This window comes from Micromonospora sp. WMMD964 (assembly GCF_029581455.1).
Lineage (GTDB): Bacteria > Actinomycetota > Actinomycetes > Mycobacteriales > Micromonosporaceae > Micromonospora.
Window position 1 is genome coordinate 6,683,026 of the sequence record NZ_CP120860.1, and the last position, 12,302, is coordinate 6,695,327.

The 12,302-nt window shown below is 71.0% G+C and carries 10 protein-coding genes and 1 pseudogene; 6 read left to right on the top strand and 5 right to left on the bottom strand.

The window, feature by feature from the left end; translation table 11 throughout:
- Window positions 1-37 precede the first annotated feature (37 nt).
- The 4 genes and pseudogenes from O7616_RS30480 to O7616_RS30495 all read right to left on the bottom strand — a co-directional run.
- On the bottom strand, window positions 38-640 hold the full coding sequence (locus O7616_RS30480; protein WP_282256965.1) for an ATP/GTP-binding protein: 603 nt from the start codon (window positions 638-640) through the stop codon (window positions 38-40).
- The gene (locus tag O7616_RS30485; protein WP_278147699.1) at window positions 621-1,010 is read right to left on the bottom strand and encodes a DUF742 domain-containing protein; all 390 of its coding nucleotides are present in this window, start codon (window positions 1,008-1,010) and stop codon (window positions 621-623) included. The genes O7616_RS30480 and O7616_RS30485 overlap by 20 nt, the downstream gene beginning before the upstream one ends.
- Window positions 1,000-1,422, bottom strand: a complete 423-nt coding sequence (locus O7616_RS30490) for a roadblock/LC7 domain-containing protein (RefSeq protein ID WP_282256964.1) — start codon at window positions 1,420-1,422, stop codon at window positions 1,000-1,002. Before O7616_RS30490 ends, O7616_RS30485 begins: the two co-directional genes overlap by 11 nt.
- A 269-nt stretch (window positions 1,423-1,691) precedes the next feature.
- Window positions 1,692-4,010, bottom strand: a pseudogene (locus O7616_RS30495) (nitrate- and nitrite sensing domain-containing protein); the annotation flags it as partial.
- Window positions 4,011-4,335: 325 nt separating this feature from the next.
- Between O7616_RS30495 and O7616_RS30500 the strand changes: the two are divergent.
- The 5 genes from O7616_RS30500 to O7616_RS30520 all read left to right on the top strand — a co-directional run bounded on the left by O7616_RS30500 (window position 4,336) and on the right by O7616_RS30520 (window position 8,477).
- Entirely contained in the window at window positions 4,336-4,929 is a 594-nt protein-coding gene (locus tag O7616_RS30500) for a hypothetical protein (protein WP_282305052.1), read from the top strand.
- Between the two features lie 11 nt (window positions 4,930-4,940).
- Window positions 4,941-5,855, top strand: a complete 915-nt coding sequence (locus O7616_RS30505) for a hypothetical protein (protein ID WP_282305053.1) — start codon at window positions 4,941-4,943, stop codon at window positions 5,853-5,855.
- A gap of 174 nt (window positions 5,856-6,029) precedes the next feature.
- On the top strand, window positions 6,030-7,688 hold the full coding sequence (locus O7616_RS30510; RefSeq protein WP_282305054.1) for a sodium:solute symporter family protein: 1,659 nt from the start codon (window positions 6,030-6,032) through the stop codon (window positions 7,686-7,688).
- 15 nt (window positions 7,689-7,703) lie between these two features.
- Window positions 7,704-8,012, top strand: coding sequence for a hypothetical protein (locus O7616_RS30515; protein ID WP_282256960.1), 309 nt, complete (start codon window positions 7,704-7,706; stop codon window positions 8,010-8,012).
- Between the two features lie 78 nt (window positions 8,013-8,090).
- A complete protein-coding gene (locus O7616_RS30520) occupies window positions 8,091-8,477 on the top strand; it encodes a hypothetical protein (protein ID WP_282305055.1) in 387 nt (128 codons plus the stop codon).
- Window positions 8,478-8,626: 149 nt separating this feature from the next.
- Here O7616_RS30520 and O7616_RS30525 read toward each other — a convergent pair whose 3' ends face one another.
- On the bottom strand, window positions 8,627-10,408 hold the full coding sequence (locus tag O7616_RS30525) for a glycoside hydrolase family 6 protein (RefSeq protein WP_282256958.1): 1,782 nt from the start codon (window positions 10,406-10,408) through the stop codon (window positions 8,627-8,629).
- Between the two features lie 619 nt (window positions 10,409-11,027).
- Between O7616_RS30525 and O7616_RS30530 the strand changes: the two genes are divergently transcribed.
- A complete protein-coding gene (locus O7616_RS30530) occupies window positions 11,028-12,302 on the top strand; it encodes a hypothetical protein (RefSeq protein ID WP_282305056.1) in 1,275 nt (424 codons plus the stop codon).

Below are 12,302 nucleotides of genomic sequence, written 5' to 3' on the forward strand. Positions count from 1 at the left end.
CAGAGCCCGGCCGTTAACCGGCTTTCCCGCCCGGTTCTCAGGCCGCCGGCACCGGCTCCCCCCTCTGCCGGGCCACGTGCTCCACCAGTGAGATCAACACCATCTTCCCGGACTGCCGGTCCCGGGCGTCGCAGAGCACCATCGGCACGTCCGGGTCCAGGTCGAGCGCTCGGCGTACGGTCTCCAGGTTGAACCGCCGGGAGTCGTCGAAGCAGTTCACGCCCACCACGAACGGGATACCCCGCTGCTCGAAGTAGTCGATGGAGGGGAAACAGTCGGCCAGTCGACGGGTGTCGGCGAGCACCACCGCGCCGAGGGCGCCGAAGGCCAACTCGTCCCACAGGAACCAGAACCGGTCCTGACCCGGGGTGCCGAACAGGTAGACCTGCAGGTCGTCGTTGATGGTGATCCGGCCGAAGTCCATCGCCACCGTGGTGGTCGACTTGCCCTCCACCCCGGAGATGTCGTCGGTGCCGATCCCGGCGCCGGTCAGCACCTCCTCGGTCTGCAACGGACGGACCTCGCTCAGGGCGCTCACCAACGTCGTCTTACCGGCCCCGAAGCCTCCCGCGATGAGGATCTTCAGTGCCAGCGGGATGGTGGTGCTGGTGCCCACATGGTCATAGCGCACGGAGTCCACTGACCACCGCCTTGAGAATGTCGTCGTTGGGAAGGATGCCGGCGGCCGGCGGCTCGTGCACCGCTACCAGGCCCTCGGCCAGGAGATCACCGAGCAGGACCCGGACCACACCGACCGCGAGGTCCAGCTCGGCTGCCAGCTCGGCCACCGACACCGGCCGGCGGGACAGCGCGACCAGCCGTCGATGCTCCGGGAGCAGGTGCGGGTGACTCGCCGCGTCGACGTCCGATCCGGCCAGCACGAACGCGACCAGGTTGAAGCCGTCGACGGCGGAGCGTACCCGTCCCCCGGTGAGGGTGTACGGGCGCACTACCGGACCGGCGTCACCGTCCAGCCACTCGTGCTGCGGCCCGGGCGGCTCAGTCCGCATCACCGGCTCCCGCCGACGACCGGGCCGGCGCGGAGAGGCTCTCCCCCACCCGGATGACGAGCATCGCCATCTCGTAGGCGACCAGCCCGATGTCCGCGTCGGCGTCGCTCACCACCGCCAGGCAGGCGCCCTGACCGGCGGCGGTGACGAAGAGGTACGCCGACTCCATCTCCACCACGGTCTGTCGGACCGGACCGCCGTCCACGTGTCGGCTCGCGCCCCGCGCCAGGCTGGAGAAGCCGGCGGCGAGCGCGCAGAGGTGCTCCGCGTCGGCCCGCTCCAGGTCGGCCGAACAGCCGAGGAGCAGGCCGTCGGCGGAGAGCACCACCGCCTGCCGGGCAGCCGGAACCCGTTGCACCAGTTCGTCGAGCAGCCAGTCGAGGCCGGCGCTCTGCTTCGTCGAATGCCGCACTAGGCGTCCCTCTCAGTAGCGGTCGGGTCGGGGGTGGTCTTCGGGCCCGCGGGAGCAGCCGGGATCGCCGGACCGCCCGGCACCGTCGGTGCCGTTCCTGCCGGCGGCGTCGCCGCTGCCGGGTTCGGCGCCGGTCCCGGGTTCGGTGCCGGTGCCGGGCTCGGTGCCGCCGGTGCCGGCTGCGATGCCGGTGCCGGTGCCGAGGTAGGTGCCGGTGCCGCCTGCGATGCCGGTGCGGAGGTAGGTGCCGGTGGGGTGATCACGGTGGCGCGTCCGCGCGCGGTTCCGGCCTGGAGGGCGGCCATCACCCGGCGGACCTCCTCCGGGGACCGGGGCGACGGGGTGTCGGCGACGGTTGACCGCGGTCGCGCGGTGGGCGTACGGCGTCGCACCCGGCGGGGCAGGCCGTCGAGCTCGTCGTCGACCGTCTCGGCCGACCCGGCGTCGCCATGCCCGTTCGGCGGCGACGTGTCCGAGGTCGACACTCCGGACGCGGGTGCGCCGACAGTGGCCGAACCCGGCGCCGCAGGTGCGGTGGCCGAACCCGGCGCGGTCACGACAGCCGTAGGGCCCGACGCGGTGGACGGGGCCGTCGGCGGGCGGGTGCGGGCGCGGGGCACGGTGTCCCGGCGCGTCGGGCGGACCAGTCGACGGCCGGAGTCGGCCGGGTCGGCACCCAGCGTGGCAGGGTCGGGACCGGCCGGGGGTTCGGCGGTGACGAGGTCGGTGGGGACCAGCACCACAGCGGTCACCCCGCCGTCGCCGGAGGGCCGCAGCCGCACCCGTACGTTGTGCCGGGCCGCGAGCCGGGCCACCACGAACAAGCCGAGTCGTGCGCTCTGGGCGGGGTCGAACTCGGGCGAGCTGGCCAGCCTGGTGTTGGCGGTCTCCAGCGCCGCGACGGACATGCCCAGCCCCTGGTCGGTGATCTCCAGGGCGTACCCGTTGGCCACCTGTTCCCCGACGATTGTGACGCGGGTGTCCGGCGGGGAGAAGGCGGTGGCGTTCTCGACCAGCTCGGCGAGCAGGTGGATGATGTCGCCGACCGCCCGGCCCAGAACTCCGGCCGGCTGTACGGCGGCGATGTCCACCCGGTCGTACGCCTCGACCTCGGAGATCGCCCCGCGGATCAGGTCGACCATCGCGACGGGGTTGCGCCAACCGCGGCCGGGCGCGGAACCGGCGAGGATGACCAGGTCCTCGGCGTGCCGACGGAGCCGGGTGGCCAGGTGGTCGACCTGGAACAGCTGGGACAGCTCGTCCGGGTCCTCCGCGCGGCGCTCCATCCGGTCCAGTAGGTGCAGCTGGCGATGGACGAGGCTCTGGCTGCGACGGGCGATGTTGAGGAAGACCTCGTTGAGCCCGCGACGCAGGGTGACCTCGTCCACCGCGGCTTGGACGGCGGTGCGCTGCACCTCGGTGAAGGCGCGCCCGACCTCCCCGATCTCGTCGTGGCCGTACTCCAGCGGCGGCGCCTCTCGGGCGACGTCCACCTGCTCACCGCGACGCAGCCGGGTCACCACGTCCGGCAGACGGTGCTCGGCCAGGTCGAGTGCGGCGGTGCGGACGCCGCTGAGCCGCCGGACCAGGGTACGGCCGACCCGCAACGCCACCAGCACCGAGACCACCACGGCGACGAGCCCGAGCACCCCGGCCGCGGCCAGCCGGGCCAGGATCCCGACGGCCATCGGCACGGAGCGGTCGGTGAGGTTGTCGGCCTCGTCCAGCTCGAAGTCGCGGAGTTGCTGCTGCACGGCGTCGTGCCCGGCCTGCCAGGTCGCCGCGTCCACCGGCGGTCGACCTGATCTGTTGGCCCCGATCAGCGCGTCCTGCATGGCGCGCACGCTGGTGAAGTCAGGGCTCTCGCTCAGCCGCTGGTACGCGGTACGCCCCGCCTCGGGCAGGTCGGCGACCGCGCTCTCGGTGAGCCACCGCTGGTTGCCGATCATCTGGACGAGTTGGGCGTGCTCACCAGCGGCGAACCGACCGGTGGTCAGCACTCCGGCCAGCATGGCATCGGTCTGGCCGAGCAGCTCTCGGGATCGGCCCAGCGCGGTGAGCGCCAGAGCCTGCCGGTTGAGGCCGGGGTCGGTCAGGTTCGCCATCGCGGAGAACGCCTGGAAGGCCGCCGAGACCATCCCGCTGTAGAGGCCGATCACGCCGGTGCGGTCCATCAATCGGCCGTCGATGAAGCCGCGACCGGTCGGCAGCGCCGACAGGGCGGTGACCAGCCGGTCGACCCGGTCCTCCAACAGGTCGTCGGCGGCGTCGCGCAGCGCCTCACCGTCGATCCGGCGGCGTAGCTCGGCGATCGCCCGGTCGGTGCGCTGACGCTGCTCGGTCAGTGCCGGCAGTTCGGTGGTCCCGGCGAGCTGCACCACCGAGAGCCGGCGTTCGCGTTGCAGCTCGGTGACCACGGCCTCGCCGGGACGACCCAGGTCGTACAGCAGTGTGCGCGCGGAGAGCAGGTTCAGCGCGGGGCCGAAGGTCAGCGTCGTAGCGAAGATCCACAGGGCCAGCAGCGCGGTCACCGGCGCGACGACCAGTGCGGTCAGCTTCGAGCGGATCGGCCAGTCGCGGGTTCTCATCAGACCTCGCCCGTGCAGGGGGTGGCAGGAGGGGCGCCGGCACCGCCGGGCAACGCGCCGGCCGGGTGTCTGCCCGGCGTCGAAGCCGGGCACCGGCGCGGGCGCCTTGGGCAGGATACGTAATCGGGGGCCGTTGCACTACCGCCCGTCGCGCCGACATCGACGCTCCGGAATTCGGCCGACCGGGGACGACGAACGTCCATTTTTCTGGAACAGGTCCAGTTTTCGGCCGCGCAGCGAGTCGCGTCGCTCGTCAGGAAAGTCTCCCGGATCGGGATTGGCGATCAGTGTCCGGAGGGAATACCAGACGACGAAGGAGGAGCCCATGTCGCCCACTCAGGTAATCGTCATCGTGCTCGTCGTGCTGGTGGTCGTCGCGGCGCTGGCCGTGGCCGCCCGGTCGCTCAGCCGCCGTCGCGCGCTGCGCTCCCGGTTCGGACCGGAGTACGACCGGGTGGTGGCCGAGCAGGACAGCCGGTCCGCCGCGGAGCGCGAGCTGCGCGACCGGGAACGCCGGCACGCCGAGCTTTCGCTCACCCCGCTCACCCCGGAATCCCGGGCCCGCTACAGCGCCGCCTGGGAGGAACTCCAGGTCCGCTTCATCGACTCGCCCGGCGAGACGGTGGGCGACGCCGACGAACTGGTCACCCGGCTCATCGAGGAGCAGGGCTACCCGACCGGGGACTTCTCCGACCAGATCGCGCACCTCTCCGTCGAACACGCCCGCACGCTGACCAACTACCGGGACGCGCACGACATCCACCTGCGCAACACTCGGGGCGAGGCGAGCACCGAGGAGCTTCGGCAGGCAGTCGTGCACTACCGGGCGCTCTTCGCCGACCTGCTCGGCGAGGAACCGCTCGGCCACCGCACGCCCGAACAGCGCCACCACCCGGACCACGACGCCACGAGCCGCTGAGGAGGCCACCGATGCGCCAGGAAGAGCAGCAGGTGAGCAACGACCATCCGGAGGCGGTCCGCTCCGCGCCCGTGCCGGTACCCCCGGCCGGTGATCGGGCCGGCCGCTCCGACGTCCCGGAGGACGCCCTCGACGAGCGGGGCACCTTCGACGACCAGAGCACCGACCGCGATCCGACGACCGACTCGGAGCGGACGACCGGCAGCGAACGGGACGCCGGGGACGACCTGGCCGGCGACGAGCGGGACCAGCGCCACCGGCGCGACGACCGGTCCACCGACGAGGGCGGTTTCCACGAGCCGGGGCCGTTGCCGACGACGTTCGGCGCCACCACGGTGGCCGACGCGGTGGCCGCGTCCGCGCTGGCCAGCCCGCGCCCCGAGGACCAGCCGGACCCCCGGGCGGAACGGACGGCCCGGCCCGGCGACGGTGCCGAGGACGGCGAGCGGGAGGGTCTGCGCGCCGACCCCACCGCCGAGCTGCACCGCCGCCACACCGACGTCGACGACGAGCGGCCCGACGGCGCCGGCTACGGCAGCGCGACGCCGGAGATGGTCGACCCCGACGCGGACGGCGACCCGGCCCACACCGAGGACAACGGCACCTCGCTGGAGTCCGCCGGGACGTCGCGGCCCGCCGGCTCGACGGTCGCGACCGCGGCGGCCACACTCCTGGACACCGACACCGCCCAGGGCTTCCGGGACCGCTGGCGCGACGTGCAGTTGCGTTTCGTCGACGATCCGCACGCGGCGGCCGGCGAGGCGCAGTCGCTGGTGGAGGAGGCCATCCAGGCCCTCTCCTCAGCGTTGGCGGCGCAGAAGACCACGCTCGGTGGGTGGCAGGACGCCGGCTCGGCCGACACCGAGCAACTGCGGATGGCGGTACGCAACTACCGGGACTTCCTGGACCGCGTACTGGGCCGCTGAGTCACACGACTGACAGGGGCGCCTCGGCCGACCGGCCGAGGCGCCCCTGCGTTGTCGAAGTGCCCCGACCCGGGCGGAAAGCACCGGATTCCTCCAACGGGAATGAAACCACCCTCGCCGGGTAATAGGGCGCGCGCGGTCAATCGCGTGGAGGTCGGGACGAGGGGTGACGGCATGGACGGCGGCGGTCTTCGACTGAACATGAACGGGCTGGACTACCTGATTCTCGCCCTCTATTTCGTGACCGTCCTCGGCGTCGGCTTCGCCGCCCGCCGGGCGATCCGGACCAGCGTCGACTTCTTCCTCTCCGGTCGGTCCCTCCCGGCCTGGGTGACCGGTCTCGCCTTCGTCTCGGCCAACCTGGGCGCGCTGGAGATCATCGGGATGGCCGCGAACGGCGCCCAGTACGGCGTGATGACGGTCCACTACTACTGGATCGGCGCCGTGCCGGCGATGGTCTTCCTGGGCATCGTGATGATGCCCTTCTACTACGGCTCGAAGGTCCGCAGCGTCCCGGAGTACCTGCGGCTGCGGTTCAACCGCCCCACCCACCTGCTGAACGCGCTCAGCTTCGCCGTCGCCCAGGTGTTGATCGCCGGGGTGAACCTCTACGCGTTGGCCCTGGTCATGCAGGCGCTGCTCGGCTGGCCGCTCTGGACGGCGATCGTGGTCGGCGCGGCGATCGTGCTGGCGTACATCACGATCGGCGGTCTGTCCGGGGCGATCTACAACGAGGTGCTCCAGTTCTTCGTCATCCTCGCCGGTCTCATCCCGGTCACCGTGATCGGCCTGGTCAAGGTCGGCGGTTGGAACGGCCTGATGGACGCGGTGGGCGACTCCAAGCTCGGCGAGGCGGGGCTGCACGCGTGGCAGGACACCGGCAGCACGGCGAACCCCCTGGGCGCCCACTGGATCGGCATCGTCTTCGGCCTCGGCTTCGTGCTGTCGTTCGGCTACTGGACGACGAACTTCGCCGAGGTGCAGCGCGCCCTCTCGGCGAAGAACATGAGCGCCGCCCGGCGTACGCCGATCATCGCCGCGTACCCGAAGCTGTTCATCCCCCTGGTCACGGTGATCCCCGGCCTGGTGGCCCTGGTGACGGTGAAGGGTCTGGGTGCCGAGAGCGGCGATCTGCAGTACAACAACGCCATCCCGCTGCTGATGCGCGACCTGCTCCCCAACGGCGTGCTCGGGGTCGCGGTCACCGGCCTGCTCGCCTCGTTCATGGCGGGGATGGCGGCCAACGTGAGCGGCTTCAACACCGTCTTCACCTACGACATCTGGCAGGCGTACATCCGTCGGGACCGTTCGGACGAGTACTACCTGCGGGTCGGCCGATGGGCGACGGTCGCCGCCGTGGTGATCGGCATCGGCACCGCCTTCATCGCGGCCGGGTTCAGCAACATCATGAACTACATCCAGGCTCTCTTCTCGCTGTTCAACGCCCCGTTGTTCGCCACGTTCATCATCGGCATGTTCTGGAAGCGGATGAGCGCGCTGGCCGGCTTCTGGTCGCTGCTGCTGGGCACCCTGGCGTCGCTCAGCCTCTACCTGCTCTACAAGGGCGGCGTGATCCACTTCAACTCCGACCTGGAGGAGAGCTTCTGGGGCGCCGGCCTCGCGTTCGTCACGGTGGCGGTCGTCGCCGTGGTCCTCACCCCGCTCACCGCCCCCAAGCGCGACGAGGAGCTGCGCGGGCTGGTGTACGGCTTGGGCGGCGTCGACCTGAAGGGTGACGTCCTCGCCGGGGACGCCGCCTGGTACCGCTCCCCGGTGCTGCTCGGCGTGATCGCCGTCGCGCTGGCCGCCCTCTTCTACATCCCGGTCTTCTAGAAAGGGGTTGGGCAGATGAGCAACGACGGCCAGCCGGCGAAGGACCCGCTGATCGACGAGACCCAGGCGGAACAGCGGCGCTCCGCCGCCGCCCGACTGTTCGACATCCGCCGGGTGATCGGTGGCCTCTTCGTCGCGTACGGGGTCATCGTGACGCTGATCGGGGTCTTCGACAGTCGGGCCGAGATCGACAAGGCCGAGGGTGTCCGGATCAACCTGTGGGCCGGGCTGGTGATGCTCGCCTTCGGCCTGCTCATGCTGCTCTGGCAGTGGCTGCGCCCGGCGGAGCCGCCGGCCCCGAACGAGCAGCAGCCCGGCAGCTGACCGCCGGGCCGGGCGGCATGAGCGCGGCACAAGGGGGTACGCGAGGGGATCAGCGTGTCGGACACAGGAGGCAGCACCATGACCGATCGCGATCGCCAACCGCCGTTGGAGGACAGCCCGGAGGTGGCCTCGGCGGTGGACGATGACGCCACCGTGCCGCAACTGCGGACCGGGGGTGGCCCCGACCGGGACACTCCGGCCTTCGCCGAACCCCGCAGCCGACCGGGCGACCTCGCCCCGGACACCGACGAGCTGATCGGCGACCCGTACGGCGCCGGCACCGGAGCGACCGGGACCGGCACCGGCGCCGGCGGGGACAACATCCGCACCGGGGCCGAGCAACAGTGGGAACCGGAGGACCTGGTGCTGGCCCGCGGCCAGGACCTCACCCCGGAGAACCTGGACAGGGCACGCCGCGACCTGGCCGAGCAGGGCCGGGCGGCGATCGAACGCACCGTGCCCTGACGACGTGGGAGTCGACCAGCGGCCCCAGCCCGGAGCACGAGGGGGGTCCCCGACCCGACCAGAGCGGTCGGGTCGGGGACCCGGGGGGAACCTGCCGCCGGCAGTGCCTCACCTACTGCCGGAAGCGGGTTGGTGCGGGAGCGTTCCGGTCAGAGCGCCGGGTACGCGTTGCGCATGAGCTCCTGGAACTGGGCGGAGAACCACGCACCGGAGATCGGCGCGTCGGCCAGGGCGCCCGACGGGTTGTTGCCGTTGCGGGCGTTACCGCCGTAGGTCGGGTCGCACATCCGGTCGAAGCCCTTACCCTCGTTGTTCGGGATCTCCTTGCTGGAGCCGTCCGACTCGCCCGGAGGCTTCACCCAGACGTAGGCGTCGATACCCGTCGCCGGGGCCACCCGAGGCCGCTCACCGAGACCGGCACCGGCCTGGTTGCACCAGTTGCCGAGGTGCAGCCGTCGGTCGACGCGGCCACCGTTGACGTACGTGTCGACGCTGGTCGTCGCGCCCGGGCCGGTGGGCCGGGCGGAGCCGCCCCAACCGTTGCGGGAGGTGTCGATCAGCATGCCGATGTTGGAGTTGAAGCCCAACGAGACCAGCTTGCTCCGGAACGCCTGGGCGAACGACAGCTCGTCGACGTAGTAGTTCCAGTCGATCCACTTGGACTGCCGCACCGTCTGGCCGTTCACGTTGTCGGTGACCTTGAAGTACGGCTCCTGCAGCGCCGAGTAGTTGGCGGTGTTGGTGATGAAGCCGTGCACGTTGTTGACCGTGCTGCCGGAGGCGACCGCGGCGGTCTTCAGGATCTCGGCGGAGGGGTTGAAGTTGCTGTCCCACCCGAGCCAGCCGTGGTGCCCGGCGTCGATGTAGTTGTAGACGTTGCCGATCGAGCCCAGCTTGGCCAGGGCGTAGCCGACGCCGTTGACGTAGGCGCCGTTGGCCTTGACCGTGTCGCACATGACCGTGCCGCCGGGCTGGCCGGAGGTGTTGGTCACCAGGTTCGGCAGCGAGTCGATCTCGATGATGTTGATGATCCGGATGCTGCTGTACTTCGGGTCGCCCTGGATCGCGGCGATCGGGTCGATGTACTCGGCCTTGTACTTCGGCAGCTCGTCCGGGCCCAGCTCACCGTTGGAGGCGAGCGCCGAGCAGTCCCGGCCGGGCAGGTTGTAGATCACGAACTGGATGTAGCCGGCGCCCTGGCGCAGCGCCTCGTCCAGGTGGTCCTTCACCCCGAAGGCGCCGTTGGAGCTGCTGTCCGGCGTGCCGTTGATCGCGGCGATCCGGTCCAGCCAGACGGCCGTCGGGTTGTTGGAGATCCGGCTGCCGCCGGCCTCGGCGTCCGCCTTGGCCTTCCACTCCGGGTTCACGTAGCCGCGCACCCCGGCGTACGGGTTGTCGACCTTGGTGCCGGGCGGCGGGTTGGTCGTGGGTGGCGGGTCGGTCGGCGGAGGCGTGGTGGTGGGCGGCGGGTCGGTCGGCGGGGGCGTGGTGGTGGGCGGGGTGCCGCCGTTGCAGACGACGCCGTTCAGGGTGAACGAGGTCGGCTTCGGGTTGCTGCCGCTCCACGCGCCGTTGAAGCCGAGGGTCGTCGACGCACCGGTGCCGAGGGTGCCGTTGTAGGACATGCTCCGGGCGGTGACCTGGCTGCCGGACTGGGTGTACGTGGCCGACCAGCCCTGCTGCACCCGCTGGCTGGAGTTGGGGAAGGTCCAGCCCAACGTCCAGCCGTTGACCGGGTCGCCGAGGTTCTTGATGGTGATGTTCGCGGTGAAGCCGCCCTGCCAGTCGTTGGTCGTGTAGGCGATGTCGCACTGCGTCGCGGCCTGCGCCGCGCTAACCGGAATCGTCACCAGCCCACCGGCGACCAGGGCACCCGCGCCGGCGAGCGCTAGGGCCCGGCGTGGGCCGGTAAGCCTTCTCCACACATTCATGCCACTGATCTCCTTGGGCGAGACCGGGCTCGCGTACGGCCCGGCGAGACGGCCCGGTGAGCGTCCTGTGACGGACGGCCGCCGGCGCCAACGGGATTTCGGGGGTGCCCGGCCCGGACGGGCGAGGGTGGTGGTGGTGCGTGACCGACCGGTGCAGCGGTCGATCGATCGGCGGAACGTCGCCCGGTGAACCGGTGCCCTCGACTCCCAGCCTGCGCGGTATGGCTCCCCGAACCGCGTTCGCCGATTCTTGCATGGGAGCGCTTCCATGGCAATGGCTCGATGCGCCGGGGGCGGCGGAGATCAACCCTGTCCCCGTTTCGGACGATACCCCCGCATGCGCTCATGGGCACCCAGCCGGACGAGGAGCGGCACTAGCGGACGATCCACCGAGGCCGAACACGCGGAGGCCGAGACCGCCGCGGAGCACCCGAACGGGCGGCCGGATGCCTGCGCCGACACTCAGAGCGGCGAAAGCCGCTTAGCTCACCTTCAGTGCCGAGCCGGAGTAAAGGTCAAAACGCGAATCTTTCACTTCATAAGTCATGAAACCGTCTAACGTCGGTCTTAGCTCGGTTGTCACCGGGCACAGGACAACAGGGATGGAGTGACGCAGGTCATGGCTAAGAAGATGCTCGGGAAGGTCGTAGCGGGCGCCGCGCTCGGCGGCGCGTCGCTCCTGGTGTTCGCGCCGGGGATCGCTTTCGCTGACGGTCACCACGACGGCAAGGACCGTGACGGCAAGGTCTACGCCAAGCCGCACGTGGTCAAGGCCGGCGAAGAGGTCAAGCTCCTCGAGATCTGCCCGGATCGCCAGGAGCACGCGTACGTGTGGTCCAAGGTCACCGGCAAGGTCGATCTCAAGCCCGTGCGTGACGACCGGGGTGACGACCGCAAGTGGGGCGAGGAGGAGAACTCCGGCGACCACGAGAACGGCAAGGACGAGAACGGCAAGGACGACAAGGGCAAGGACGAGCACGGCAAGGACGACAAGGGCAAGGACCACGAGGGCAAGGACGAGAACGGCAAGGACGAGCACGGCAAGGACGACAAGGGCAAGGACGACAAGGGCAAGGACGACAAGGGCAAGGACGAGCACGGCAAGGACGACAAGGGCGGCCAGGGTGGCGGCGCTGCCGCCGACGCCGCCGCCGACGAGGGTGGCAAGGACTGGAAGGGCGAGGAGCACGGCCAGGACGCGGACGACAGCCGCGACAAGAAGGACTGGGAGTCCAAGGACGAAGGCAAGAAGGACTGGGAGTCCCACGGCCGTGGCTCGGACGAGCGCGAGTCGGACAAGGGCTGGGAGAACAAGGGCCACGGCTCCGACGAGTACGGCTCCGACGAGCGTGACAGCTACGGCTCCGACGAGTACGGCTCGGACGAGCGCGGCGGCTACGGCTCGGACGAGCGCGGCTCCGACGAGTACGGCTCGGACAAGGGCTGGGAGAACAAGGGCCACGGCTCCGACGAGTACGGCTCCGACGAGCGCGGCGGCTACGGCTCCGACGAGCGCGGCGGCTACGGCTCCGACGAGCGCGGCGGCTACGGCTCGGACGAGCGCGGCTCCGACGAGTACGGCTCGGACAAGGGCTGGGAGTCCGAGGACCGCGGCTCGGACGAGCGCGACTGGGAGAAGGAGCGCGAGTTCGTCTACTACGGCGAGGCCAAGGTCGACAAGGACGCGAAGCCGGGTCGCTACGAGCTCAAGGGCTCGTGCGGCGAGGGCGAGCTCGTCGTGCTGCCGCACGGCGGTGTCGACGGTGGTGACGGTGGCGTCGGCGCCGGCACCGACCGGGGCCTGGCCACCGGCGGGGCGGGCCTGCTCGGCGCTGCGGCGCTGGGCGGGATCGTGCTGATGCGTCGTCGGCGGACCGATGGTTCGCTCGTCTGA